Annotated in this window: 33 protein-coding genes; all 33 read right to left on the bottom strand. The window is 63.8% G+C overall.

Features of this window, described 5'->3' with window-relative positions:
* Positions 1-10: 10 nt before the first annotated feature.
* The 33 genes from PP1Y_RS14710 to tuf all read right to left on the bottom strand — a co-directional run bounded on the left by PP1Y_RS14710 (position 11) and on the right by tuf (position 23,081).
* Positions 11-2,254, bottom strand: a complete 2,244-nt coding sequence (locus PP1Y_RS14710; protein WP_232512691.1) for a prolyl oligopeptidase family protein — start codon at positions 2,252-2,254, stop codon at positions 11-13.
* Between the two features lie 88 nt (positions 2,255-2,342).
* Positions 2,343-2,765 carry a 50S ribosomal protein L17 gene (gene rplQ, locus PP1Y_RS14705; RefSeq protein WP_013832944.1) on the bottom strand — a complete coding sequence of 141 codons (423 nt, stop codon included), beginning with the start codon at positions 2,763-2,765 and terminating at the stop codon, positions 2,343-2,345.
* Positions 2,766-2,879: 114 nt separating this feature from the next.
* Positions 2,880-3,938 (bottom strand): DNA-directed RNA polymerase subunit alpha, encoded by a 1,059-nt coding sequence (locus PP1Y_RS14700; RefSeq protein WP_013832943.1) that lies wholly within the window; start codon positions 3,936-3,938, stop codon positions 2,880-2,882.
* Between the two features lie 108 nt (positions 3,939-4,046).
* Positions 4,047-4,436, bottom strand: coding sequence for a 30S ribosomal protein S11 (rpsK, locus tag PP1Y_RS14695; protein ID WP_007011846.1), 390 nt, complete (start codon positions 4,434-4,436; stop codon positions 4,047-4,049).
* Between the two features lie 60 nt (positions 4,437-4,496).
* Entirely contained in the window at positions 4,497-4,865 is a 369-nt protein-coding gene (gene rpsM / locus PP1Y_RS14690; RefSeq protein WP_007011847.1) for a 30S ribosomal protein S13, read from the bottom strand.
* A gap of 314 nt (positions 4,866-5,179) precedes the next feature.
* The gene (locus tag PP1Y_RS14680; RefSeq protein WP_013832942.1) at positions 5,180-5,839 is read right to left on the bottom strand and encodes an SRPBCC domain-containing protein; all 660 of its coding nucleotides are present in this window, start codon (positions 5,837-5,839) and stop codon (positions 5,180-5,182) included.
* A 110-nt stretch (positions 5,840-5,949) separates the two neighbouring features.
* On the bottom strand, positions 5,950-6,597 hold the full coding sequence (locus PP1Y_RS14675) for an adenylate kinase (RefSeq protein ID WP_013832941.1): 648 nt from the start codon (positions 6,595-6,597) through the stop codon (positions 5,950-5,952).
* 36 nt (positions 6,598-6,633) lie between these two features.
* Entirely contained in the window at positions 6,634-8,001 is a 1,368-nt protein-coding gene (gene secY / locus PP1Y_RS14670; RefSeq protein ID WP_007011850.1) for a preprotein translocase subunit SecY, read from the bottom strand.
* Between the two features lie 210 nt (positions 8,002-8,211).
* A complete protein-coding gene (rplO, locus tag PP1Y_RS14665; RefSeq protein WP_013832940.1) occupies positions 8,212-8,691 on the bottom strand; it encodes a 50S ribosomal protein L15 in 480 nt (159 codons plus the stop codon).
* 137 nt (positions 8,692-8,828) lie between these two features.
* The gene (locus PP1Y_RS14660) at positions 8,829-10,052 is read right to left on the bottom strand and encodes a hypothetical protein (RefSeq protein WP_041558880.1); all 1,224 of its coding nucleotides are present in this window, start codon (positions 10,050-10,052) and stop codon (positions 8,829-8,831) included.
* Between the two features lie 115 nt (positions 10,053-10,167).
* The gene (locus tag PP1Y_RS14655) at positions 10,168-11,628 is read right to left on the bottom strand and encodes a hypothetical protein (RefSeq protein ID WP_013832938.1); all 1,461 of its coding nucleotides are present in this window, start codon (positions 11,626-11,628) and stop codon (positions 10,168-10,170) included.
* Between the two features lie 212 nt (positions 11,629-11,840).
* Positions 11,841-12,017, bottom strand: a complete 177-nt coding sequence (gene rpmD, locus PP1Y_RS14650) for a 50S ribosomal protein L30 (protein ID WP_013832937.1) — start codon at positions 12,015-12,017, stop codon at positions 11,841-11,843.
* 6 nt (positions 12,018-12,023) lie between these two features.
* Positions 12,024-12,740 (bottom strand): 30S ribosomal protein S5, encoded by a 717-nt coding sequence (gene rpsE / locus PP1Y_RS14645; RefSeq protein WP_013832936.1) that lies wholly within the window; start codon positions 12,738-12,740, stop codon positions 12,024-12,026.
* Positions 12,741-12,742: 2 nt separating this feature from the next.
* Positions 12,743-13,081: a 50S ribosomal protein L18 gene (gene rplR / locus PP1Y_RS14640; protein WP_007011856.1), complete on the bottom strand. Its 339-nt coding sequence runs from the start codon at positions 13,079-13,081 to the stop codon at positions 12,743-12,745.
* On the bottom strand, positions 13,081-13,614 hold the full coding sequence (gene rplF / locus PP1Y_RS14635; RefSeq protein WP_013832935.1) for a 50S ribosomal protein L6: 534 nt from the start codon (positions 13,612-13,614) through the stop codon (positions 13,081-13,083). Before rplF ends, rplR begins: the two co-directional genes overlap by 1 nt.
* Positions 13,614-14,009 (bottom strand): 30S ribosomal protein S8, encoded by a 396-nt coding sequence (gene rpsH, locus PP1Y_RS14630; RefSeq protein WP_013832934.1) that lies wholly within the window; start codon positions 14,007-14,009, stop codon positions 13,614-13,616. Before rpsH ends, rplF begins: the two co-directional genes overlap by 1 nt.
* Before the next feature lie 14 nt (positions 14,010-14,023).
* The gene (rpsN, locus tag PP1Y_RS14625) at positions 14,024-14,329 is read right to left on the bottom strand and encodes a 30S ribosomal protein S14 (protein ID WP_007011859.1); all 306 of its coding nucleotides are present in this window, start codon (positions 14,327-14,329) and stop codon (positions 14,024-14,026) included.
* 29 nt (positions 14,330-14,358) lie between these two features.
* Positions 14,359-14,940, bottom strand: a complete 582-nt coding sequence (gene rplE / locus PP1Y_RS14620; protein ID WP_013832933.1) for a 50S ribosomal protein L5 — start codon at positions 14,938-14,940, stop codon at positions 14,359-14,361.
* Entirely contained in the window at positions 14,933-15,250 is a 318-nt protein-coding gene (gene rplX, locus PP1Y_RS14615; protein WP_007011861.1) for a 50S ribosomal protein L24, read from the bottom strand. The genes rplE and rplX overlap by 8 nt, the downstream gene beginning before the upstream one ends.
* Entirely contained in the window at positions 15,250-15,618 is a 369-nt protein-coding gene (gene rplN / locus PP1Y_RS14610) for a 50S ribosomal protein L14 (RefSeq protein ID WP_007011862.1), read from the bottom strand. The genes rplX and rplN overlap by 1 nt, the downstream gene beginning before the upstream one ends.
* 72 nt (positions 15,619-15,690) lie before the next feature.
* Entirely contained in the window at positions 15,691-15,978 is a 288-nt protein-coding gene (gene rpsQ / locus PP1Y_RS14605) for a 30S ribosomal protein S17 (RefSeq protein ID WP_007011863.1), read from the bottom strand.
* A 12-nt stretch (positions 15,979-15,990) separates the two neighbouring features.
* Positions 15,991-16,191 (bottom strand): 50S ribosomal protein L29, encoded by a 201-nt coding sequence (rpmC, locus tag PP1Y_RS14600; protein WP_007011864.1) that lies wholly within the window; start codon positions 16,189-16,191, stop codon positions 15,991-15,993.
* On the bottom strand, positions 16,191-16,628 hold the full coding sequence (gene rplP, locus PP1Y_RS14595) for a 50S ribosomal protein L16 (protein WP_007011865.1): 438 nt from the start codon (positions 16,626-16,628) through the stop codon (positions 16,191-16,193). The genes rpmC and rplP overlap by 1 nt, the downstream gene beginning before the upstream one ends.
* Positions 16,629-16,649: 21 nt before the next feature.
* Positions 16,650-17,345: a 30S ribosomal protein S3 gene (gene rpsC, locus PP1Y_RS14590; RefSeq protein WP_007011866.1), complete on the bottom strand. Its 696-nt coding sequence runs from the start codon at positions 17,343-17,345 to the stop codon at positions 16,650-16,652.
* A 3-nt stretch (positions 17,346-17,348) separates the two neighbouring features.
* Positions 17,349-17,726: a 50S ribosomal protein L22 gene (gene rplV / locus PP1Y_RS14585; RefSeq protein ID WP_007011867.1), complete on the bottom strand. Its 378-nt coding sequence runs from the start codon at positions 17,724-17,726 to the stop codon at positions 17,349-17,351.
* Positions 17,726-18,004, bottom strand: coding sequence for a 30S ribosomal protein S19 (gene rpsS / locus PP1Y_RS14580; RefSeq protein WP_007011868.1), 279 nt, complete (start codon positions 18,002-18,004; stop codon positions 17,726-17,728). Before rpsS ends, rplV begins: the two co-directional genes overlap by 1 nt.
* Positions 18,005-18,010: 6 nt before the next feature.
* Complete coding sequence (gene rplB, locus PP1Y_RS14575; protein ID WP_007011869.1) at positions 18,011-18,847, bottom strand: 50S ribosomal protein L2; 837 nt, start codon at positions 18,845-18,847, stop codon at positions 18,011-18,013.
* Positions 18,848-18,851: 4 nt separating this feature from the next.
* Entirely contained in the window at positions 18,852-19,163 is a 312-nt protein-coding gene (locus PP1Y_RS14570; protein ID WP_013832932.1) for a 50S ribosomal protein L23, read from the bottom strand.
* Complete coding sequence (rplD, locus tag PP1Y_RS14565) at positions 19,156-19,779, bottom strand: 50S ribosomal protein L4 (protein WP_007011871.1); 624 nt, start codon at positions 19,777-19,779, stop codon at positions 19,156-19,158. Before rplD ends, PP1Y_RS14570 begins: the two co-directional genes overlap by 8 nt.
* A 3-nt stretch (positions 19,780-19,782) precedes the next feature.
* The gene (rplC, locus tag PP1Y_RS14560) at positions 19,783-20,541 is read right to left on the bottom strand and encodes a 50S ribosomal protein L3 (protein ID WP_013832931.1); all 759 of its coding nucleotides are present in this window, start codon (positions 20,539-20,541) and stop codon (positions 19,783-19,785) included.
* A gap of 354 nt (positions 20,542-20,895) precedes the next feature.
* Positions 20,896-21,207: a 30S ribosomal protein S10 gene (gene rpsJ / locus PP1Y_RS14555; protein WP_007011873.1), complete on the bottom strand. Its 312-nt coding sequence runs from the start codon at positions 21,205-21,207 to the stop codon at positions 20,896-20,898.
* Between the two features lie 202 nt (positions 21,208-21,409).
* Complete coding sequence (locus PP1Y_RS14550; RefSeq protein ID WP_013832930.1) at positions 21,410-21,760, bottom strand: hypothetical protein; 351 nt, start codon at positions 21,758-21,760, stop codon at positions 21,410-21,412.
* A gap of 130 nt (positions 21,761-21,890) precedes the next feature.
* Positions 21,891-23,081 (bottom strand): elongation factor Tu, encoded by a 1,191-nt coding sequence (gene tuf, locus PP1Y_RS14545; protein WP_007011876.1) that lies wholly within the window; start codon positions 23,079-23,081, stop codon positions 21,891-21,893.
* Between the last annotated feature and the right edge of the window lie 69 nt (positions 23,082-23,150).

Below are 23,150 nucleotides of genomic sequence, written 5' to 3'. Positions count from 1 at the left end.
AGCTAAGTGGTTATTTTTCTGAACGCTGGCCGCCTTGCGAAATCTTCAGCCCGGTCCAGCGCGCAATGAAGGCGAGGATGTCCGCGCCTTCCTCGATCGCCTTGTCGGTGGGCTTGCCCGAACCGTGCCCGGCCCGCGTCTCGATCCGGATCAGGTGCGGCCTGTCGCCGATATCGGCCGCCTGCAGCGCCGCAGTGTACTTGAACGAGTGCCCGGGCACGACGCGGTCGTCGGTGTCCGCCGTAGTCACCAGAATCGCGGGGTAGTCCACCCCGCCGCGAATGTTGTGATAAGGCGAATAGGATCGCAGGATGCGAAAGTCGGCCTCCTTGTCGGGATAGCCGTAATCGTCCACCCAGTACCGCCCGGCCGTGAAACGATCGAAGCGCAGCATGTCCATCACGCCCACTTGCGCCACTGCGGCCGCGTAGAGATCGGGCCGCTGGTTGACCACCGCGCCGACCAGAAGTCCGCCGTTGGACCCGCCCTGGATGGCAAGGCCGTCCTTCTTCGCGATGCCCTCGTCGATCAGGTACTCGCTGGCGGCGATGAAGTCGTCGAACACGTTCTGCTTGTTCGCGCGGCGCCCCGCATCGTGCCACTCCCGCCCGTATTCGCCGCCGCCGCGCAGGTTCGCCAGGGCAAAGGCACCGCCCGCCTCCAGCCAGGCAAGGCGCACCGCGGAGAAGCCCGGAGTCAGCGAGACGTCGAAACCGCCGTAGCCGTAAAGCAGTGTCGGCACCGGCCGGTTCATCCGCGCCACCGTCTTGCCGCGCACGACGAACATCGGCACGCGGGTGCCGTCCTTCGACCTGAAGAAGCGCTGCTCGACCGAATAGTCCTGCGGATCGAAGCACAGCTTGGGCTCGGCAAAGGGTTCGGTCTCGCCCGAAGCGATGTTCATGCGGTAGATCGCGGCGGGACAGTTGAAACTCGAAAAGGCGTAGAAGGTCTCGGGATCACCTGGACGGCCGCGAAAGCCCGAGGCTGTGCCGATACCGTTCAGCGTGATCGTGCGCCCCGGCCTGCCATCGAGTCCGATGATCTCGGCATGACTGGCGGCATCGCGCATGTAGTTGAGCACGAGCTGATCGCCGACGATGCCCGCGCGCTCGAGGATGTCCGTGCGCTCGCCGACGAGTTCGGTCCATTCCGGATTGTCCTTGGACAAGTCGATGCCGACCAGGCGGTAGCGCGGCGCATCCTTGTTGGTGACGTACCACAAGTGCTCTCCGGAGCCTTCGACGAAGCGCCAGTCGTCGGTGAACCCGGAGACGATCTTGCGCGCCTTCCAGCCCTGCTCTGCGCGCTTGTCGAGATCGATCACGGAGACCTCGTACCGCGCATCGGTGCCCACGGACGTGGTGATGACCGCCAGCCTGCCGTCCTGCGTCACCCGCGCGAAGTGATTGTACTCGGGATGATCGGGCGTCGCGAAGACCACCTCGTCTTGCGACTGCGGTGTGCCCAGGCGGTGGAAATAGACCGTGTGGTTGTAGTTCAGCCCCTGGAACGCCGTCCCTTCCTCCGGCGCGGGAAAGCGCGAATAGAGGAAGCCTTCCTCGCCGACCCAGGACAGGCCGGTGAACTTGGCCCAGCGCACTGCGTCTTCCAGCGGCTCTCCGCTGCGCACGTCGAGTACGCGCAGGATGCGCCAGTCGCTGCCGCCGTCCTGTACGCTGTAGAGCAGGAAGTGCCCCTTCTCGGAGGGTTCCCAGGCGTCCAGCGCGGTCGCGCCGTCGCTAGCCCAGGTATTGGGATCGAGCAGGAGCTTCGGCTTGCCGTGCAGCCCCTTGCGCACGAACAGCTGCGACTGCGGCTGCAGGCCGGAATTGCGGGTATAGAAATAGCGCTGCCCCGCCTTGTCGGGCAGGCCGTAGCGCTCGTAGTTCATGATCTCGCGGATGCGCTGGGCAAAGCGCGCGCGCTGCGGCAGGCCAGCGAGGTAGTCCTCGGTCACCGCATTCTCGCGCGCAACCCACTCGGCCACCTCGGGCGACTGGCGCACGTCCGCCTCCAGCCAGCGGTAGGGATCGGCGATCTTCTCGCCAAAGTGGGTCTCGACGATGTCGTCGCGGCGCGTTTGCGGATAGGTCTGGTCAGCCATGGTCCCGGCACAGATGGGCGTCGCCAGCGCCAGCGACAAGGTCAGCGCCAGCGACAGGGTCAACGCCAGCGAGAAGATCGGCGCCCGCGACGGGGCCCCGGCCACAGGGGGCAACCAACCCAGTGCGACTGCCTTGAGGCGCCGCATCGTTCTCTCCCAATCCCAAACGCAAGAGCGGCCGCGAGTCTAGCACTCGCGACCGCTCACGCAATCTTGTCGATGAATGCGACCGGGCTCAGGCCTCGGCGTATTCCTCGGCTTCGTTCATCACCGGACCCGAATCCTGGCCCTTGGCGTCGACGTCACGGTCGACCAGCTCGATGATCGCGATCGGGGCTGCGTCCGAAGCGCGGATGCCGGCCTTGATGATGCGGGTGTAGCCACCGCTGCGACCGGCATAGCGCTCGGCCAGAACTTCGAAGAGCTTCTTTTCCTGGGCCTCGTCCATCAGGCGCGAGTGGGCCAGACGGCGGTTCGAAAGGCCACCGCGCTTTGCGAGCGTGATGAGCTTCTCGATGTAGGGACGCAGTTCCTTCGCCTTGGGCGTGGTGGTCTGGATCTGCTCGTGCTTGATGAGCGCGGCAGCCATGTTGCGCAGAAGGGCGGCGCGGTGGCCCGAGGTGCGCTGCAGCTTACGCTGACCGTACTTGTGACGCATGTTCATTCTCCGTTCGTAGGGGGCCCGTGCGAGGTAGCCCGATCCAGGTGGCCGTCAGGGCCGCCACCTTTCGCCCAAAGCATCGACCCGGCTCGCGCCGGGTCGACTGGTTCCTTATCCAAGGAGCTCCTGTTCGAGCTTCTTGGCCATCTCTTCGATGTTCTCGGGCGGCCAGCCCGGGATGTCCATGCCGAGGCGCAGGCCCATCGAGGAAAGGACTTCCTTGATCTCGTTGAGCGACTTGCGGCCGAAGTTCGGCGTACGGAGCATCTCGGCCTCGGTCTTCTGCACGAGATCGCCGATGTAGATGATGTTGTCGTTCTTGAGGCAGTTCGCCGAACGCACCGACAGTTCAAGCTCGTCGACCTTCTTGAGGAGGTAACGGTTGAGCTGGTTGGTGTCGCTTTCCTCGGGCTGCGCAGCGGCCATGCCGATCATCTGCGGAGCGCCGACCGGGGCGATGTCCTCGAAGTGGACGAACAGGGCCAGCTGGTCCTGAAGGATGCGCGCCGAATAGGCCACGGCATCTTCCGGGGTCACCGTGCCGTCGGTCTCGACGCTCAGGCTCAGCTTGTCGAAGTCCAGCTCCTGGCCGATACGGGCGTTCTCGACCTTGTAGCTGACCTGGCGGACCGGCGAGTAGAGCGAGTCGACCGGGATCAGGCCGATCGGCGCATCGACGGGACGGTTGCCGACGGCGGGGACGTAGCCCTTGCCGGTGTCGGCAGTCAGTTCCATGTTCAGCGTCGCACCTTCGTCGAGGTGGCAGATCACGAGGTCCTTGTTCATGACCTCGATGTCACCCGTGACGGCGATGTCGCCAGCCTTGACCTCGGCCGGACCGGTTGCCGAAAGCTGCAGACGCTTCGGGCCTTCGCCCTGCATCTTGAGCGCGATCTGCTTGACGTTCAGGACGATGTCCGTGACGTCTTCATGCACACCGGCAAGCGAAGAGAACTCGTGCAGCACGTTCTCGATCTTGATCGAGGTGATCGCCGCGCCCTGAAGCGAGGAGAGCAGTACGCGACGCAGCGCATTGCCGAGCGTCAGGCCGAAGCCGCGCTCGAGAGGTTCGGCGACGAAAGTCGCCTTCAGCTTGGGGTCTGGTCCCGGCTTGATCTCAAGGCTGTTCGGCTTCTTGAGTTCCTGCCAGTTCTTGATGTTGACAGTCATGGACTTCCCCTGGGATTTCGATGGCGGTTACGTCCTCAGGCCGGGTGGAAAGGCCTGGGACGATCCGAAGGCCGGGCAACGACCGGTTCGTTGCCCGGAATAACTCGATCAGACGCGGCGGCGCTTCGAGGGGCGGACACCGTTGTGCGGGATCGGTGTCACGTCGCGGATCGAGGTAATCGTGAAGCCGACGGCCTGCAGGGCGCGCAGGGCGCTCTCGCGGCCCGAACCCGGACCCTTGACCTCGACCTCGAGGGTGCGCACGCCATGCTCGGCGGCCTTCTTGCCGGCGTCGTCGGCGGCGACCTGGGCGGCGTAGGGAGTCGACTTGCGGCTGCCCTTGAAGCCCATCATGCCGGCCGAGGACCACGAAATCGCGTTGCCCTGGGCGTCGGTGATGGTCACCATGGTGTTGTTGAAGCTCGCATTGACGTGCGCAATGCCGCTCGTGATGTTCTTGCGTTCGCGGCGCTTAATGCGCTGGGGTTCGCGTGCCATGTCCGTGTATCCTGTCGATAAATCGCTGCGGAAACCGAGGGCCGAAACGGCCCGTCAGGCTTACTTCTTCTTGCCGGCGATCGGCTTGGCCTTACCCTTGCGGGTACGGGCGTTCGTGTGGGTGCGCTGGCCGCGAACGGGCAGACCCTTACGGTGACGCAGGCCGCGGTAGCAGGCGAGGTCCATGAGGCGCTTGATGTTCATCGCGGTTTCGCGACGAAGGTCACCCTCGACCAGGTGGTCGGCGTCGATGGTTTCACGGATCTGGAGCACTTCGGCGTCCGAGAGGTCCTGAACACGACGGGTGTGATCGATGCCGAGCTTGTCGGCGATCTCAACGGCCTTGGTACGACCGATACCGTGGATATACGTGAGCGCGATGATAACGCGCTTGTTGGTGGGGATGTTCACCCCGGCAATACGAGCCACTTAAATCTCCATGCTCCACAGAAGACGCTTGGACGCCCTCCATCTCAACGCTTGCCACCCGAATTCCGAGGAAACGGCAAAAGCCCAGAAGGCGTACCACACGATGCCTTTGACACGCGCGGCGTGAGCCATCCGGACTACCGTGGTTTTCGAGTGAAGGGCGCGCTTAAAACGATTCGCAGCACCTGTCAACGTCCAGCGGACGATAAACGGTGCCGTGTCCGCCATTGTATGGCGGCCAGCGCTCAACCTGTGTTCACTTACTACCGTATCCACGGCGCGCAGTCAAAATTTGTCAAAACGCGCGCGCTCCATCAGCGACCGATAATTTCGTCGCCGGTGGCAGCAGGCGGCTCTGGCGGACCGGCCTGTTCAGCCTCCGGCGCCTTGGCGGGCTTGTCCTCGGGCAGCGGGAAAGCGGCCGAAAACGCGCCCCCCAGCTTTCCGGCGAGGCTTGCCAGCTGCGCACCGAGCATGCCGTCCACCGCCGGGGCGAGCTTGTCCATCGGCGTGCGCAGGAAACCGCCTACAACATACTCGAGCAAGATCTGCGTGCCGTCTTTGGCGGGCTTGATCTCGATCGTCAGGGTGCCGTTGGCGGCATCGGCCTGCAATGGTCCCAGCGCCCCGACCATGCGCAGCGCATGGTCGCTTTCAATGTAGACCACCCGCATGTGCTCGACGCTGCCGCGCGGCGCGGCATTGGGCGACTTGGGGTTGCGCAGCACTTCGCAGAAGCACCCGCCCGCTTTCGCATCGATCGAAAGATTGGCCGCGTCGCCCGACCATGTATGCGAGGATTCCCACCACTTGGCGGGATCGAGGATCATGTCCCAGGTCTTGGCCGGACTGGTCGAAACCTCGACGAGGTGGCGCACCACGAAACCGCGTTCGGACACTTCCGCCACTTTCGCCCAAGCCGGTACGGCGCTCCCGAAGAGAGCCAGGGCAAGAGCGAATGCAGCGGATTTCATCGGAGCGGTTCTCCTGGAAGGTTTCCGGCCTTTCTCCGCACAGGCGGCGGAGGCGGCCCCGGGTGAGAGGCGGAGCCGCAAGGCCCCTGCCCTTCACCCGTCAGGCACGATCAGGAACCGAGGACGGCCTCGATCGCTGCGGTCACGTCGTCCATGTCCGCCATGCCGTCGATCTTCGCAACGATCCCGCGCGATTCGTAGATCGGCAGGATCGGAGCGGTCTTGGCCCGGTACTCGGCCATGCGCGTGCGCACGGTCTCGGCATTGTCGTCGGGACGGCGCTTGAACTCGGTTCCGCCGCACTTGTCGCAGGTTCCCGGAACCTTGGGCTGCTCGAACTTGTCGTGGTAGCCCTTGCCGCAGGTGGCGCAGGTGAAGCGACCGGTGATGCGTTCGACCAGTGCGTCCTCATCCACCACCAGCTCGATCACATGGTCGAGCTTGCGACCGCGCTGCGCCAGGATCGCATCGAGCGATTCGGCCTGCGCCGCGGTGCGCGGATAGCCGTCGAAGATGGCGCCCGCATCGGGGCCCATCGCGTCGAGTTCGTCACCGATCAGCGCCGACACGATTTCGTCTGAAACCAGCTCGCCTCGTTCCATGACGGCCTTGGCCTCGAGCCCGGTCGGCGTTTCCGCCTTCACTGCCGCACGCAACATGTCACCGGTCGAAAGCTGGCGCATGCCGTGCCGCTCGACGAGACGCTGTGCCTGGGTGCCCTTACCCGCTCCCGGCGGACCCAGCAGAATGATATTCACGCCTTACCCCTCAGTTATATGTCCGGCGCTCGCCCCTTAGCGGATGCGGCCTTTCAGTTTCGCCTTCTTGATCAGGTCGCCGTACTGGTGCGCCAGCAGGTGAGACTGGATCTGGGTGATCGTATCGACCGTCACGTTGACGACGATCAGCAGACTCGTGCCACCCATGAAGAGCAGCGGCAAGCCGGTCATCGACAGGAAGTACTCAGGTACCGTGCAGACGATGGTCAGGTAGATCGCACCGATCACCGTTACGCGGGTCAGCACGTAGTCGAGATAGGTCGCGGTATTCTTGCCCGGACGGATGCCCGGGATGAAGCCGCCATTCTTCTTCAGGTTCTCGGCAGTCTCTTCCGGATTGAAGACGACGGCGGTGTAGAAGAACGAGAAGAACACGATGCCGGCTGCGTAGAGCAGCATGTAGAGCGGCTTGCCGTGGCCCAGGTACTGGTTCAGCGTCACCACGATCTGGCCCATCGTCGATTCCGGCGAAAGCGAATTGCCGGCGAACTGGGTGATCGTGAGCGGCAGCAGCAGCAGCGAGCTGGCGAAGATCGGCGGGATCACGCCCGCGGTGTTGATCTTGAGCGGCAGGTGACTGCGGTCGGCCTGCATCATGCCGCGCTGCGTGGCGCGCTTGGGATACTGGATCAGCAGGCGGCGCTGTGCGCGCTCCATGAAACAGATCATCAGGATCATCGCGATGATGAGGACGATCAGCGCCATGATCAGGAACGAACCGGTGTCGCCCGCACTGTAGGCCTGACCCAGGTTGCTGGCGAAAGTCGGCATCTGCGCGACAATGCCGGCCATGATGATCAGCGATACGCCGTTGCCGATGCCGCGCGAAGTGATCTGCTCACCCAGCCACAGCAGGAACATCGTGCCGCCCACCAGCGAGATGACCGCGCCGATGCGGAACATGAAGCCCGGATCGACGACCGCTTGCAGGCCGCTCGACGCGCCGTAGGCCTCGAGGCTGACAGCCAGGAAGTAGCCCTGGATCGCGCACAGGCCGACGGTGCCGAAGCGGGTGTACTGGTTCAGCTTCTTGCGGCCGGCCTCGCCTTCCTTCTTCAGCGCGATCAGCGCCGGATGGAGCGAAGCGGCCAGCTGCACCACGATCGAGGCGGTGATGTAAGGCATCACGCCGAGCGCGATCAGGCTCATGCGCGAGAGCGAACCGCCCGAGAAAGTGTTGAACAGGTCGAGAATGCCGCCCTGCGTCTGGCTGTAGAGCGATTCGAGAATCAGCGGGTTCACACCCGGCAGCGGCACGAAGCTCAGGAAGCGGAAGACGATCAGCGCACCGATCGTGAACCAGATGCGGTTCTTGAGTTCGGTTGCCTTGGAGAAATTGGCAAGACTGAGCGAACTTGCGATGTTGTCGGCGCGAGATGCCATGACGTTAGGGATGCCTCGAAGAATCTTATCGGAGTCGCCCTTAGCGGCTGCATGCCGGCTTGTCGAACCCCGGGACAGGAACTCGTCATATAGTTCTCGAGGCGGGAGCGAAAACCCCTGTCTCGAAAAACCGTGGACTGAACAGCATGAGAGGGCGAAGCGCCTGGCGCCCGCCCTCTCCGGATCATCAGATCACTTTACCGCCTTGCCTCAGGCTTCGGCTGCTTCCTTGGCGGGAAGCACCACCGAACCACCGGCCTTTTCGACCGCGGCAACGGCGCCCTTCGAGGCACCGGCGACGTTGAACTCGACCTTGGCAGTCAGCTCACCCTTGCCGAGCAGGCGGACGCCGTCCTTGCCACCGCGGGCCAGGCCAGCGGTCTTCAGGGCGGCGTGATCGACGGTGCCCGAAATGTCGAGCTTGCCGGCGTCGATCGCCTTCTGGACCATGCCCAGGTTCACTTCCGCAAAGTCCTTGGCGAACTTCTTGTTCGAGAAGCCGCGCTTCGGAAGACGCATGTGGAGCGGCATCTGGCCGCCCTCGAAGCCGTTGATCGAAACGCCCGAACGTGCCTTCGCACCCTTCTGGCCACGGCCACCGGTCTTGCCCTTGCCCGAGCCGATGCCACGGCCGATACGCATACGGCGATGACGGGCACCCGAGTTGTCGCGGATATCATTCAGTTTCATAGTCTGCACTCGCTTTCGCTTTAGGTCGCGCTTGATAGGAAGGCGGCCCCTTAGGGGATCGGGCGGCGAATGTCACCCCCCTTTCGCCCGCGCGCCCCTTTCACCGGGCCCCAGACGCCTGGGCCCGGGCAACGCCCCTAGCGCGAGCGCACCCCGACGATCAGCGAAGCCTCGCCATCGATCACGTTGCCGAAGACGCCGCGCGCCGGCTTCCAGTGCAGGACATCGAGGCCCAGCGCGCAGATCTTCTCGTCGTAGTCGGGATAGTCGGTCGAAGGCTCGATGCGGCAGCCGGTCGATTCGCCATCGCTGTTCACCGTGAAATAGATCCGGTGCTTGGTCAGATACCGGTTCTTGCTGAACTGCTCGGCGAAACTGTCGTTGAGCTGCGTCAGCCCGTGGTTGAACCGGTCGATATCGCCATCGGAGAGACGCGGCAGTTCCTGCAGCGCGTTGAAATCGTCCTCGGTCACCAGCGGCTGCATGCGGCGCAGCATGCCCACCCATTGCTGCACGCGCGCCACCTGCATCGGCGAGCGGCGGTCGTAGATCGTCTGGCAGCGCGATCCGCCCGGGCTCGATTCGGCCCGCAGCAGCAGGTCGGAAGCGCCGCGGCGGCGATAGGCTATCGCCCAGGCGAGCGGCGTCATGCCGAACAGGTCCGGCGTGTTCACGTCGTACTGACCGGACCGCAGCAGGCCGTCGAGGCGGCTGACCGAACCGCGCCGTGCCAGTTCGGCAAGGGTCGGCGCAGAGCGCACCGGTCCGAGATCGGCGAAACCGAATGCGTGATCGGATGGCCCGGCGCCCTGTACCTGCAACGTACCGTCCTCGCCGAGTTCGACCTTGCCGTCGAACTTGCGGCAGATGTCCCCATAAGGGTAGCGCTCGTCAGCCAGGATCGCCGCGTTGTAGGCCCGCGCGAACGTCTCGGCGCGGGTCAGGTAGTCGATCTTTGGCTGGTCGGCGGGAACCCCGTCGATGAACGACACGGCGCGGATCGCGCGCGCGCTCAACCCGCCCATGATCCGGCACTGCGCGCCATAGACCGAAGTGGAGACGCCTTTCGCGGTGAGCGCCCCGGCCAGGCGGAAATCGCCGCGATCCAGAGCATCGGCTGCCTGAGCGGCCGGATCGAGCGACTTGCCCTCCAGCAGCGCCTTGCGCAGGGCATCGTCCACCTTGCGCTGCATGCGCAGCAGTTCGGGATCAGACAGTTCGTCGATGCAGGCGCTCTCGCTGCCGATCACTTCCAGCGCATTGGCGTCGCGGTTCTCTTCGCTGACCGGGCGCGTATCGCAGGCGGCCGTGCTAAGCAGCGTCAGGCAGAGAAGCGAAACGGCAAGAGAACGACTGGCCAAGGTATTCCTCGTCTGGAGATCCGGCCCGGTGCGGCGCCCGGGGCTTGCGAGCGCCCTTAGCACAGCGGGCGGACAGAGGAAGGTGTCACGAGAGGCAGGCCGGCGCGAACAGGCGCTATTTCGCCCTGCCCTGCCGATTGCAGTCCGCCCAGACGTCCATCTTGCTCGAGAGGAGCCACTCGGGCGTCTCCACGCGGGCAACGAGGCGGCAGTTGGCATGGATATAGGCGCGCACCGGCGCCAGCGTCTCCCAATTGACCGGATCCTGCCGCGGCTTTGGTGCGAGCACGACGGTGCTGGGACGCTCGGCCAGGACCCGGCGCACTTCGCCTGCGGTGGAGAGGTGGCTGACGTCCTTCTCTATCGTCTGGGCAAGGTGATGCGGGAAGACCAGCGGGGTCACGAAGCGGTGCCCGGTCAAGTGATAGAGCTGGAAAGGCCCGTCGTAGACGAACAGCGGGCCGCCATCGTCATGCGCCCGCACGGCCTTGGCCAGTTGCGCCATCGCCGCGCGCGAGCGCCGGGCGTGCTCGAAGTCCAGCACCGACGTTTCGCGAAACGCGAGGAAGCCCAGCACTGCCATGGCGATGGGCCCGGCGATACGTCCCTGGAGCAGTCCCGCGCTGACGATGGTGAGCGGCACGAGGATCGGCAGGGCATAATGAACGTAGAAATTGGGAACCGAGAGCAGCCCCAAGGTCGCCGCCAGGAGCCAGAAAGCCATGAATTGGCGCTGCAGCGGAACCATCTGCGGAATGCCGAGCACGCCCATGACGAGGAACGGCGCAAGCCTGATGAACATGAGGATCGTGCGGATACCGGAGGCCAACCAGACTTTCGGCTTGGCCAGGTTCGATGTCACCATCGCGTGCCAGTAGATCGCCCAGTAGCCTTCCAGCCAGTACCAGGCCGAAATCCCCAGCATCGGCGCAGCTCCCAGCAGCGCCCACGATGCAATGATCGCGCAGACCCTGCGGCGCGGAAGCGGTGAGTGCCACAAGGTCCAGGCGCTATAGAGGCCGAGGAAGGCGCTCTCAAAGAAGCTGGTCTGCTTGACCGTGATAGCACATCCACCCAGCAGCATGGCTGCATAGGGACGCCAACCCGGCTTTCCTTCGCGCAGGTCCGGTACCGCCTGCAGGACCAGCAGCGCCGCACTTCCCACGAAGAGATTGTAGAAGATCGGGGACTGGCCGCCGAAACCCTGCTCCTGCTCCAGCCACAACAGATAGGCGATTCCCGCAAGAAGACCGCCCTGCGCCCGGTTCCAGAAACTCGCGATCGAACCGATCACCCATGCCGTCGCCGCCGCGAGGACCGTTGCCACCAGCTGGTAGGCCAGCGGGGAATAGGAAATGAAGGCAATCAGGTAATAGAGAAAGAACAGCCCCCAGGGCTTGCGGTCCCAGACGTCGACATAGGGCACCGCATGCTGCTGGTGCATGGCGATGCCTACGGTCTGGTAGAACGTCTCGTCGACGTGGAGGTTGGGGTCGCCGAATGTGCTGGCGCGCAGGGCGAGTGCAACGAGCAGGAAGATGATCCCGTACCACGCCGGGAACTGTGCTTGCTTCATCTCGGCAAAAGCCCCCTGCCCTCATCGCCCGCAGCCCGATGCGCCATCGGCGGGCCGCCCCAAGGCGCAGTCCTAACCGGCAACTCCGCGTAATCAAAGCGCGACGCGGCGAATCGCGCAACGGGCCAAGGAAAAAGGGCCCCGACGTCGCCGCCGGAGCCCTTTTCGAATGTCTCTCGACCGTTCCCCGCAAGGGAGAACCAACGAGCAGGTCAGTCGACCACGGCCACCATGTGGGGCAGCTTGGCGATCGCACCGCGAACTTCGGCGGTGTCCTCGAGTTCGACGACCTTGTGCATCTTGCCGAGGCCAAGACCGATGAGGATCTTCTTCTGGCTCTCGGGGCGACGGATCGGCGAACCGATCTGCTTGATCTTGATCTTGGCCATGGTTGATTACTCCACGATGGCTTCGGCAGCGGCCTCGGCCTCTGCTTCGCTGGCACCGCCACGACCAAGGAGGTCGGCAACCTTCTTGCCACGACGCTGGGCAACCGACTTCGGCGAAGTCTGGTTGGTCAGCGCGTCGAAGGTGGCGCGGATCATGTTGTAGGGGTTCGACGTACCGACCGACTTGGTCACGACGTCAGCAACGCCCAGGCTCTCGAACACGGCGCGCATCGGACCGCCGGCGATGATGCCGGTACCGGCCGGGGCGGTACGCACGTTGACCTTGCCGGCACCGAAACGGCCCTTGCCGTCGTGGTGCAGGGTGCGGCCTTCCTTGAGCGGCACGCGGACCATCTTCTTCTTGGCAGAAGCAGTGGCCTTGGTGATCGCCTCGGGAACTTCGCGAGCCTTCGCGTGGCCGAAACCGACGCGGCCCTTGCCGTCGCCAACGACGACGAGAGCAGCGAAACCGAAGCGCTTGCCGCCCTTCACGGTCTTCGAAACGCGGTTGATGTGGACGAGCTTTTCGATCAGCTCCTCACCACCATCTTCCTCGTTGCGATTGCCGCGACGGTCGTCGCGACGGCCACGGCCGCCACGCTCGCCACGATCACCGCGACCACGGCCGCCACGACCGCGACCCTCACGGGCCTCCCGCGGCTCACCGCCCTGCGGGTGCTCAGCCGCAATCGGCTGTTCGGGGTTGGTGTTTTCGTCAGCCATGATCAGAACTCCAGCCCGCCTTCGCGGGCGGCTTCGGCCAGCGCCTTGACGCGGCCATGGAACAGGAAACCGCCACGGTCGAACACGACGGAAGTCACGCCCGCCTTCTTGGCAGCCTCGGCGAGCTCCTTGCCGACGCGGGTAGCCGCGTCGACGTCGGTGCCCTTGCCGCCAAGGGTATTGGCGGCAGCCACGGTGCGGCCCTGCGCATCATCGATGATCTGCGCATAGATGTGACGGCCGGTGCGGTGCACCGACAGACGCGGACGATCGCCGCCACGGGCACGCAGAGCGGTACGAACACGCCGGCGACGGCGTTCGAAAAGGGAAAGCTTTGCCATTACTTCTTCTTCCCTTCCTTGCGGAAGATGAACTCGCCGCGGTACTTGATGCCCTTGCCCTTGTAGGGTTCGGGCTTGCGCCAGCGACGGATCTCGGCCGCAATCTGGCCGACCTTCTGCTTGTCAATACCGGAGATCTCGACCGTGGTGTTGTCCGGGGTCTTGATCTCGATGCCTTCGGGCACGTCGATGTCGACATCGTGCGAGAAGCCGAGCTGAAGCTTGAGCTTCTTGCCCTGGGCCTGCGCGCGGTAGCCGACGCCCTTGATCTCGAGGACCTTGGAGAAACCTTCGGTCACGCCTTCGATCAGGTTGGCAACGAGCGTGCGCTGCATGCCCCAGTGGCTGCGGGCCTGCTTCGACTGGTTGATCGGCTTCACCGCAATGGTGCCGTCTTCAACCGCGTAGGTCACCTGGTCAGAAAGACCCATGGTCAGGGCGCCCTTGGGCCCCTTGACCGAGAGGATGCCGTTGTCGATCGCGGCGGTGACACCGCCGGGGATCGCAACCGCCTTCTTGCCGATGCGGCTCATCAGAACACCTCCGCAAGCACTTCGCCGCCGACGTTCTGCGAACGGGCTTCCGCGTCGGAAAGCACGCCCTTGGGCGTCGAGACGATGGTGATGCCAAGGCCGTTGCGCACGATCGGAAGTTCCTTGGAACCCGAATAGACGCGGCGACCAGGCTTGGAAACGCGCTGAACGTGCTTGATGGCGGGCTCGCCTTCAAAGTACTTCAGTTCGATGCGCAGCTGCGGGTGAGCGCCGGTGGCATCTTCGCTGTAGCCACGGATGTAGCCTTCGCGCTGGAGCACTTCGAGCACGCGTGCACGAAGCTTGGAGGCCGGCGACAGGACGGAGTCCTTCTTGGCGCGCTGGCCGTTGCGGATGCGGGTGAGCATATCACCCAGGGGATCGGTCATAGCCATTTTCTATATGCCCCTTACCAGCTCGACTTCGTCACGCCGGGGATCATGCCCTTGTTGGCAAGATCGCGCAGCTCGATGCGGCAGAGGCCGAACTTGCGGTAGTAACCGCGCGGACGGCCGGTCGTGGCGCAGCGGTTGCGAACCCGGGTCGGGTTGCCGTTGCGCGGGATCTCGGCCAGCTTCAGGCGGGCGATGAGACGCTCGGTTTCGTCGAGCGATTCATCGTCAGCGATCGCCTTGAGGCGCGCATACTTGCCTGCGTACTTCTTGACGAGCTTCTTGCGACGCTCGTTCTTGTTCACGGAACTCAGTTTCGCCATGGACTTAAGCTCTCTTCCTCAGCGGCGGCTCACGCCGCCTCCTTCTGTTCCTCGGCTTCGGCCGGGAACGGGAAACCGAACAGACGCAGCAGCTCGCGCGCCTCGTCGTCGGTCTTGGCGGTGGTGGTGACGATGATGTCCATGCCACGCACCTTCTCGATCTTGTCGTAGCTGATCTCCGGGAAGATGATCTGCTCCTTGAGACCCATCGCGTAGTTGCCGCGGCCGTCGAACGACTTCGGGTTGAGGCCACGGAAGTCACGGATGCGGGGCATCGCGATGGTGATCAGACGATCGAGGAACTCGTACATGCGTTCACGGCGCAGGGTAACCTTGCAACCGATCGGCATGCCTTCACGCAGCTTGAACTGCGCGATCGACTTGCGAGCCTTGGTGATCACGGGCTTCTGGCCGGCGATCGCCTCCATCTCGGCAGCGGCGGTCTGGACCTTCTTCTTGTCCTGGCTCGCCTCGCCCACGCCCATGTTGAGCGTGATCTTCTCGATCCTGGGCACTTCCATGACGTTCTTGTAACCGAACTTCTCGGTCATCGCCTTGACGATCTCGTCGTCGTAGCGCGAACGCATGCGCGGAGTGTACTTCTCAGCCATCGATGGTCTCCCCGGACTTCACGGCCACACGGACCTTCTTGCCGTCCTTGGTTTCGAAGCGAACGCGGGTCGGCTTGCCGTCCTTGTCGGCAACCGCGACCTTGCTGATCGCCATCGGAGCCGGCGTGCGCTCGATGCCACCCTGCGGGTTCATCTGCGTCGGCTTGCGGTGCTTGGTGGCGACGTTGACGCCTTCGACCACGACCTTGCCGTCCTTCGGGAGAACCTGAAGCACGGTACCGGTGCGGCCCTTGTCCTTGCCGGACAGGACGACGACGCTGTCACCCTTCTTGATCTTCGCGGCAGCCATTACAGCACCTCCGGAGCGAGCGAGATGATCTTCATGAAGCCACGTCCGCGCAGTTCACGCACGACGGGGCCGAAGATACGGGTGCCGATCGGCTCCTCGTTCTTGTTGACGAGGACAGCTGCGTTGCTGTCGAAGCGGATAACGCTGCCGTCAGCGCGGCGCACGTCCTTCTTGGTGCGCACGATCACCGCACGGTGAACGTCGCCCTTCTTGACGCGAGCGCGGGGCTGCGCCTCCTTCACCGACACCACGATGATGTCGCCGACGCCGGCGAAGCGACGCTTGGACCCGCCCAGTACCTTGATGCACTGGACGCGCTTTGCGCCGCTGTTGTCCGCGACGTCGAGATTGGATTGCATCTGGATCATCGATCCGGTTCCTTCTCAACTGGCTTACTGGGACTTTGGCCGAAACCAGCCCAGCAGTTCCAAAAAAACGTCTTAGTTCGCTGCTTCGACGTCGAGGTTGGCCTCGACAGCAGTGCCCTTGCTTGCAGCGAGGCGATCCAGCACCTTCCAGGACTTGGTCTTGGAGATCGGCTTGGTTTCCTCGATGCGGACGCGCTCACCGGTGCGGTAGGCGTTGTCCTCGTCGTGGGCATGGTACTTCTTCGAACGGCGGATGATCTTCCCGTACAACGGGTGCTTCACCTTACGCTCGACGAGCACGGTAACGGTCTTGTCGGTCTTGTCGGAAACGACGGTACCGATCAGAATACGCTTTGGCATCGTGTTTCCTCCTTACGCCTTCGCCGCACGCTCAGCCTGGAGCGTCTTGATGCGGGCGATGTCGCGACGGACTTCCTTGATGCGTGCCGGGCGCTCGAGCTGGCTCGTGGCGGCCTGGAAACGCAGGTTGAACTGTTCGCGCTTGAGGTCGACGAGTTCAGCGGTCAGCTGGTCGTCGGTCTTGGCGCGCAAGTCTTCAGTGCGGTTCGCCATTACTTGTCTCCACCCAAGTGCGAGGTGTCGCCGAGACGGGCAACGACCTTGGTCTTGATCGGCAGCTTCATCGCGGCGCGGCTGAAAGCCTCCGCGGCGAGCGGGCCGGCAACGCCGTCCAGTTCGAATAGGATGCGACCCGGCTTGACGCGGGCTGCCCAGTATTCGACCGAACCCTTGCCCTTACCCTGACGGACTTCGGCAGGCTTCTTCGAAACCGGCACGTCCGGGAAGACGCGGATCCAGAGACGGCCCTGGCGCTTGATGTGACGCGTGATCGCGCGGCGAGCCGCCTCGATCTGGCGGGCGGTGATCCGCTCGGGCTCGAGGGCCTTGAGGCCGTACGAGCCGAAGTTCAGGTCGGTACCACCCTTGGCATTGCCATGGATCTTACCTTTGAACGCCTTGCGGAACTTGGTTTTCTTCGGTTGCAGCATGGTGCTTCTCTACCTCAAGCCTCAGCGCGCCGGACGGACGCCGGAGGTCTGGGCCTCCATCATCAAACGATCCTGCGCCGTCGGGTCGTGGCCGAGAATCTCGCCCTTGAAGACCCACACCTTGATGCCGATGATGCCATAGGCGGTCAGCGCCTCGGCTTCGGCATAGTCGATGTTCGCACGCAGCGTGTGGAGCGGAACGCGACCTTCGCGATACTGCTCGACACGGGCGATTTCAGCGCCGCCGAGACGGCCACCGCACATGATCTTGACGCCTTCGGCGCCCAGACGCATCGCGGACTGCATCGCACGCTTCATGGCGCGGCGGAAAGCGACGCGACGCACGAGCTGGTCGGCAATGCCCTGGGCGACGAGCTTGGCGTCGATTTCCGGCTTGCGGATTTCGACGATGTTCAGCTTCACTTCGCTTTCGGTCATCGCAGCGAGCTTCTTGCGAAGCTTCTCGATGTCGGCGCCCTTCTTGCCGATGATGACACCCGGACGGGCGGCATAGATCGACACGCGGCACAGCTTGGCGGGACGCTCGATCACCACCTTCGAGATCGCTGCCTGGGGCACGCTCTCGATGATGAACTTGCGGATCTTGAGGTCTTCCTCAAGCAGCTTGCCGTAGTCCCGGCCTTCCGCGAACCAGCGGCTGTCCCAGGTACGGTTGATCTGCAGACGCAGACCGATCGGATTGCTCTTGTGACCCATGGATCAGGCCTCCTCGACTTCGCGAACGACGATCCTGAGGCGCGAGAACGGCTTGAGGATCCGGGTGGACTTGCCGCGACCACGAGCGTGGAAACGCTTCATGGTGATCGACTTGCCGACCGACGCCTCGGCAACGACGAGAGCGTCGACGTCGAGGTTGTGGTTGTTTTCCGCATTGGCGATCGCCGAAGCGAGAACCTTGCGTGCATCCACGGCCATCGCCTTCTTCGAGAAAGCGAGGATGTTCATGGCTTCCTCGGCCTTCTTGCCGCGGATCAGGCCGGCGACGAGGTTGAGCTTCTGGGCGGAACCACGAATGGTGGTGCCGACCGCAAGAGCTTCCTTCTCGCCAACGCGGCGGGGTGCTGCCTGCTTGCTCATTAGCGCTTGCCCTTCTTGTCGGCGGCGTGACCGGGGAACGTGCGCGTGGGCGCAAATTCACCGAGCTTGTGGCCGACCATGTCCTCGTTGACCGAGACCGGGATGAACTTGTGACCGTTGTAGACCTGGAAGGTCAAACCAACGAACTGCGGAAGGATAGTGGAACGACGCGACCAGGTCTTGATCGGGCCGGCCTTGGCTCCTGCATCCTGCGCGACCTCGGCCTTCTTGAGAAGGTACAGGTCGACGAAGGGGCCTTTCCAGACGGAACGTGCCATCGTGTCTTACCTCTTCTTCTTGGCGTGGCGCGAACGGATGATCATCTTGTCCGTCTGCTTGTTGTTGCGAGTGCGGGCACCCTTGGTCGGCTTGCCCCACGGAGTGACCGGGTGACGGCCGCCCGAGGTGCGGCCTTCACCACCGCCGTGCGGGTGGTCGACCGGGTTCTTGGCGACGCCGCGGGTCAGCGGGCGACGGCCCATCCAACGCTTGCGGCCAGCCTTGGCGAGGGTCTGGTTCTGGTTGTCGGGGTTCGAGACCGCGCCAACCGTGCCCATGCAATCGCCGCGCAGGTAGCGCTGCTCGCCCGAGTTGAGGCGCACGATGACCATGCCGCGGTCACGACCGACGACCTGGACGTAAGTGCCTGCCGAACGGGCGATCTGGCCGCCCTTGCCCGGCTTCATCTCGACGTTGTGGCAGATCGTGCCGACCGGCATCTGCGACAGAAGCATCGCATTGCCCGGCTTCACGTCGGTCTTCTCGCCGGCGACGACGACGTCGCCGATGGCCAGACGCTGCGGCGCGAGGATGTAGGCGAGTTCACCGTCCGTGTACTTCACGAGTGCGATGAAAGCGGTGCGGTTGGGATCGTATTCGATCCGCTCCACGGTCGCTTCCATGTCCCACTTGCGACGCTTGAAGTCGATGAAGCGGTACTTCTGCTTGTGACCACCGGCGATGCCGCGCGAGGTGACATGGCCCTTGTTGTTGCGGCCACCGGTCTTGTTCTTACCTTCGGTAAGCGCCTTGACCGGCTTGCCCTTCCACAGCGCCGACTTGTCGACGAGGACCAGGCCGCGGCGGGCGGGGCTGGTCGGGTTGTAGTTCTTCAGTGCCATCGAATCAGCCCCGTACGCCTTCGGTCACGTCAATCGACTGACCTTCGGCCAGCGTGACGATCGCCTTCTTCACGTCGCTGCGGCGGTAAGCCTTACCGCGCCAGCGCTTGGTCTTGCCCTTGGTGACCAGGGTGTTCACGCCAGTAACCTTGACGTCGAACAGAGCTTCGACAGCAGCCTTGATCTCGGGCTTGCTCGCGCCGCCGGCAACCTTGAAGACGACCGCGTTGTTCTCCGAAAGGAGGGTCGACTTCTCGGTGATGTGGGGAGCGAGGATCACGTCGTAGTGACGGATGTCCACGTTGCTCTTAGCCATTGAAACGCGCCTCCAGCTTCTCGACCGCGGCGCGCGTCAGCACCAGCGTATCATGCTTCAGGATGTCATAGACGTTGGCGCCGACAGCCGGGAGCACGTTGACGCCGACGATGTTGCGGGCTGCACGAGCGAAATTGTCGTTCACCGCTTCGCCGTCGATCACGAGCACCTTCTTGCCGAAGCCAGCCTTGGCGAGCTGACCGGCGAGCGCCTTGGTCTTGGCTTCACCGTCGAGGGTGTCGACGATGACGAGACCGTTCTGGGCCTTCGAGGACAGAGCCATCTTGAGGCCGAGAGCGCGGATCTTCTTGTTCAGCGAGATGTTGAACTCGCGGCGACGTGCACCGTGAGCCTTACCACCGCCGATGAAGACCGGAGCCGCACGGTCACCGTGACGAGCCGTGCCGCCGCCCTTCTGGCGACCCCACTTCTTGCCGGTGCGTGCAACGTCCGAGCGCTCGCGGGTGGCGCGGGCGATGCCGCGACGGTTCTCGAGCTGCCAGGTGACGACGCGGTGCAGGATGTCTGCGCGCGGCTCGAGACCGAACACGTCATCCGACAGTTCGATGTCGCCCTTGCCGGCGCTGCCATCGAGGTTGAGGACCTTGACCTTCACGACTTAGCCCTCCTGGCCTTCGGTCGCTTCCGGCGCCGCGGTGTCTTCCGCAGGCGTGTCGGCAGCGGCCGTGTCATTGCTGTTTGCGGCCTGCTTCAGGCCGGCGGGGTACGGAGCCTCGGCGTGACGGTCGACCTTGACGGCGTCCGAAACGGTCAGCCAGCTGTTCTTCGCGCCCGGGACCGAGCCCTTGACGAAGATCAGGCCGCGCTCATCGTCCACGCGGACGATCTCGAGGTTCTGCTGGGTGCGCTGACGGTCGCCCATATGGCCGGCCATCTTCTTGTTCTTGAAGACCTTGCCCGGATCCTGGCGGTTACCCGTCGAACCGTGCGAACGGTGCGAGAGCGAAACACCGTGGGTGGCGCGAAGACCGCCGAAGCCCCAACGCTTCATGGCGCCCGCAAAGCCCTTGCCCTGGGTGTGACCGGCAACGTCGACGAGCTGGCCGGGCACGAAGTGCGAGGCAGCGATGGTCGAGCCGACGTCGAGCAGCGCGTCGTCGGCGACGCGGAACTCGGCAACGCGCATCTTGAGCGGAACTTCAGCCTTGGCGAAGTGCTCGCGCTGCGGCTTGGCAACGTTCTTCTGCTTGGCTTCGCCGGCACCGAGCTGAACCGCGACGTATCCGTCACGATCGGCAGTGCGAACCGAAACCACCTGGCAATCTTCCAGCGCCAGAACGGTAACCGGCACGTGCCGTCCGTCCTCCTGGAACAGTCGGGTCATCCCGACCTTCTTGGCGATCACGCCTGTACGCATGACCTTTACTCCTTACAGAGGCCTGCGCGAGCCCATCCCGCACAGGCGTGTCCAGCCCAAATTGTGATGCATGCCCCGTCCGGGCTGGGTGCTCCCTTGCTGGTGCCCTTGGCACCTGCCGGAAGCGAGACGGGGGACGCATTCCCGGCACTGGCCCGAAGGCAGCACCGGAGGTATCCCTTGTGTCCCCGCCGGTTTCCCTTGGGGGCTCTGTCTCTGCGGGTTTCTCCCCGCAAAGCCGGCCTCGAGGGCCGACAAGGTCAGTTGGATCCGAGGATCCGAATGTCGTTCCGGCAGTTTAAGGTCCGCCCGGAAAGGACCATGGGGCCGCCAAAGGCAGCCCCTGAAGCCGGCTTAGGCCAGCTTGATCTCAACGTTCACGCCTGCGGCCAGGTCGAGCTTCATCAGCGCGTCGACGGTGGCGGCGTTCGGCTGCACGATGTCGAGCAGACGCTTGTAGGTGCGAACCTCGAACTGCTCACGCGACTTCTTGTCGATGTGAGGACCGCGGTTCACGGTGAACTTTTCGATCTTCGTCGGAAGCGGAATGGGGCCCCGAATGAGCGCGCCGGTACGGCGGGCGGTGTCGGCGATCTCGCCAGTGGCCTGGTCGAGTACGCGGTGGTCAAACGCCTTCAGGCGAATGCGGATGTTCTGAGCTTCCATTACCTACTACCGATGAGAAAGAGCCTAGGGACCGTAGCCCCGAACAAATTCGAGCCGCGCCCCTACACCGCATCCCGGATTCGTGCAAGCCCTTTGCGCCCCTTATTTTCGCCGATTTCCGCGGCCGCAACGAAATGATGCACCCAGCCTGATTCGCGAAACATTCGTCCAGGCCAGAAGTACGCGGGAACGCACGGACCTGTCAGCGCTGCTTCTTCTTGCCGAGCGCGGCGTTGAAGTCGGGATCCTTGTTCGCAACCCAGCCGAGGAACTTCTCGATACGCGGGTCGATCTTCAAGAGATCGACATCGAGACCGTAGCGCTGAAGCTCGGAATTGGTGAAGGTGGTGATCAGCATGTTCTGGCAGATCGGGTGCATCGGCACGGTGTCGCGCCCTCCCCGGCTTTTCGGCACCGGGTGATGCCAGATCACCGTCTCGCCGCAGGGCCTGGAGCAAAGCCAGCAATCGGGCGGCGGCGGCGCCTCGGGTGCATCGTCGCCGTCCGTGAAGACGTCCTCTCTGGGACCGTGCTTTGAATACTTGCGTGCCATGCAGACGCCCTAAGCGCGGAGCGATCCGGACGCCAGCCCCGGTGTCGGCTGCAAATGCCCTGCACAGCAAAAAGCCCGGCCTCCTTGCGGAAGCCGGGCCCTTGTCTCGGTCGCCCGAGGATCGCGAAGATTACTTCGTGATCGTGGCAACAACGCCCGAGCCGACGGTGCGGCCGCCTTCGCGGATAGCGAAGCGCAGACCTTCGTCCATGGCGATCGGAGCGATGAGCTTGACCGACAGGGTCACGTTGTCGCCCGGCATCACCATCTCGGTGCCCTCGGGAAGGATCACTTCGCCGGTGACGTCGGTGGTGCGGAAGTAGAACTGCGGACGGTAGTTCGCGAAGAACGGCGTGTGACGGCCGCCTTCGTCCTTCGACAGGACGTAGACCTCAGCCGAGAACTCGGTGTGCGGGGTCACGGTGCCCGGCTTGGCGAGAACCTGGCCACGCTCCACGTCGTCGCGCTTCAGGCCACGAACCAGCGCGCCGATGTTGTCGCCGGCTTCGCCCTGGTCGAGCAGCTTGCGGAACATTTCGACGCCGGTGACGGTGGTCTTCTGCGTGTCGCGGATACCGATGACTTCGACTTCTTCACCGACCTTGATGATGCCGGTTTCGACGCGGCCGGTAACAACCGTACCACGGCCCGAGATCGAGAACACGTCTTCGACGGGCATCAGGAAGGGCTTGTCGGTCGGGCGCGGCGGCTGCGGGATGTACTCGTCCACGGCCTTCATGAGCTCGAGGATCTTTTCCTTGCCGATGGCGTCGTCGCGGCCTTCGAGAGCGGCCAGAGCCGAGCCCTTGATGATCGGAATATCGTCGCCCGGGAAGTCGTACGAGGACAGCAGTTCGCGAACTTCGAGTTCGACGAGCTCGAGGAGCTCTTCGTCGTCGACCTGGTCGACCTTGTTCATGAACACGACGAGAGCCGGAACGCCGACCTGACGGGCGAGCAGGATGTGCTCACGGGTCTGGGGCATCGGGCCGTCGGCAGCGTTCACGACGAGGATCGCGCCGTCCATCTGGGCGGCACCGGTGATCATGTTCTTGACGTAGTCAGCGTGACCCGGGCAGTCGACGTGGGCGTAGTGACGCTGGTCGGTCTCGTACTCGACGTGTGCGGTCGAGATGGTGATGCCGCGCTCGCGCTCTTCGGGAGCCTTGTCGATGTTGGCGAAGTCGACTGCTTCACCGCCGAAAGTTTCCGAAAGAACCTTGGTGATCGCGGCAGTCAGCGTGGTCTTGCCGTGGTCGACGTGGCCGATGGTGCCAATGTTGCAGTGCGGCTTGTTCCGCTCAAATTTTGCCTTCGCCATCTTACAAACCTTCTTCTCGTTTGAAATTGAATCTGCGGGATAGATAGGCGACGCCCGCTGAATCAGGCG

This window comes from Novosphingobium sp. PP1Y (assembly GCF_000253255.1).
Lineage (GTDB): Bacteria > Pseudomonadota > Alphaproteobacteria > Sphingomonadales > Sphingomonadaceae > Novosphingobium.
The sequence above is the reverse complement of the archived record's forward strand: the minus strand, read 5'-3'. Positions and strand labels throughout refer to the sequence as shown.

Excerpts from the sequence above, each read along its gene's own strand:
- rplE (WP_013832933.1), bottom strand. The coding sequence starts at position 14,940 with ATGGCTGAGAAGTACACTCCGCGCATGCGTTCGCGCTACGACGACGAG.
- rplP (WP_007011865.1), bottom strand. The coding sequence starts at position 16,628 with ATGCTGCAACCGAAGAAAACCAAGTTCCGCAAGGCGTTCAAAGGTAAG.
- PP1Y_RS14550 (WP_013832930.1), bottom strand. The coding sequence starts at position 21,760 with ATGGCACGCAAGTATTCAAAGCACGGTCCCAGAGAGGACGTCTTCACG.
- rpsH (WP_013832934.1), bottom strand. The coding sequence starts at position 14,009 with ATGGCTATGACCGATCCCCTGGGTGATATGCTCACCCGCATCCGCAAC.
- rplR (WP_007011856.1), bottom strand. The coding sequence starts at position 13,081 with ATGGCAAAGCTTTCCCTTTTCGAACGCCGTCGCCGGCGTGTTCGTACC.
- rplQ (WP_013832944.1), bottom strand. The coding sequence starts at position 2,765 with ATGCGTCACAAGTACGGTCAGCGTAAGCTGCAGCGCACCTCGGGCCAC.
- rpsJ (WP_007011873.1), bottom strand. The coding sequence starts at position 21,207 with ATGGAAGCTCAGAACATCCGCATTCGCCTGAAGGCGTTTGACCACCGC.
- tuf (WP_007011876.1), bottom strand. The coding sequence starts at position 23,081 with ATGGCGAAGGCAAAATTTGAGCGGAACAAGCCGCACTGCAACATTGGC.
- rpsS (WP_007011868.1), bottom strand. The coding sequence starts at position 18,004 with ATGGCACGTTCCGTCTGGAAAGGCCCCTTCGTCGACCTGTACCTTCTC.
- rplB (WP_007011869.1), bottom strand. The coding sequence starts at position 18,847 with ATGGCACTGAAGAACTACAACCCGACCAGCCCCGCCCGCCGCGGCCTG.
- rplO (WP_013832940.1), bottom strand. The coding sequence starts at position 8,691 with ATGAAACTGAATGATATCCGCGACAACTCGGGTGCCCGTCATCGCCGT.
- secY (WP_007011850.1), bottom strand. The coding sequence starts at position 8,001 with ATGGCATCTCGCGCCGACAACATCGCAAGTTCGCTCAGTCTTGCCAAT.
- rpsE (WP_013832936.1), bottom strand. The coding sequence starts at position 12,740 with ATGGCTGACGAAAACACCAACCCCGAACAGCCGATTGCGGCTGAGCAC.
- rplV (WP_007011867.1), bottom strand. The coding sequence starts at position 17,726 with ATGAGCAAGCAGGCAGCACCCCGCCGCGTTGGCGAGAAGGAAGCTCTT.
- rpsQ (WP_007011863.1), bottom strand. The coding sequence starts at position 15,978 with ATGCCAAAGCGTATTCTGATCGGTACCGTCGTTTCCGACAAGACCGAC.
- PP1Y_RS14680 (WP_013832942.1), bottom strand. The coding sequence starts at position 5,839 with ATGAAATCCGCTGCATTCGCTCTTGCCCTGGCTCTCTTCGGGAGCGCC.
- rplF (WP_013832935.1), bottom strand. The coding sequence starts at position 13,614 with ATGAGCCGCATCGGCAAGAAGGCGGTTGCGATCCCCGGCGGTGTCACC.
- PP1Y_RS14655 (WP_013832938.1), bottom strand. The coding sequence starts at position 11,628 with ATGAAGCAAGCACAGTTCCCGGCGTGGTACGGGATCATCTTCCTGCTC.
- rpsC (WP_007011866.1), bottom strand. The coding sequence starts at position 17,345 with ATGGGTCACAAGAGCAATCCGATCGGTCTGCGTCTGCAGATCAACCGT.
- rpsN (WP_007011859.1), bottom strand. The coding sequence starts at position 14,329 with ATGGCGAAACTGAGTTCCGTGAACAAGAACGAGCGTCGCAAGAAGCTC.
- rpmC (WP_007011864.1), bottom strand. The coding sequence starts at position 16,191 with ATGGCGAACCGCACTGAAGACTTGCGCGCCAAGACCGACGACCAGCTG.
- PP1Y_RS14700 (WP_013832943.1), bottom strand. The coding sequence starts at position 3,938 with ATGACTGTCAACATCAAGAACTGGCAGGAACTCAAGAAGCCGAACAGC.
- rplN (WP_007011862.1), bottom strand. The coding sequence starts at position 15,618 with ATGATCCAGATGCAATCCAATCTCGACGTCGCGGACAACAGCGGCGCA.
- PP1Y_RS14570 (WP_013832932.1), bottom strand. The coding sequence starts at position 19,163 with ATGGCTAAGAGCAACGTGGACATCCGTCACTACGACGTGATCCTCGCT.
- PP1Y_RS14710 (WP_232512691.1), bottom strand. The coding sequence starts at position 2,254 with ATGCGGCGCCTCAAGGCAGTCGCACTGGGTTGGTTGCCCCCTGTGGCC.
- rpsK (WP_007011846.1), bottom strand. The coding sequence starts at position 4,436 with ATGGCACGCGAACCCCAGCGCATTAAGCGCCGCGAACGCAAGAACATC.
- rplX (WP_007011861.1), bottom strand. The coding sequence starts at position 15,250 with ATGGCTGCCGCGAAGATCAAGAAGGGTGACAGCGTCGTCGTCCTGTCC.
- rpmD (WP_013832937.1), bottom strand. The coding sequence starts at position 12,017 with ATGGCCAAGATCAAGATCAAGCAGATCGGTTCGCCGATCCGTCGCCCC.
- rplC (WP_013832931.1), bottom strand. The coding sequence starts at position 20,541 with ATGCGTACAGGCGTGATCGCCAAGAAGGTCGGGATGACCCGACTGTTC.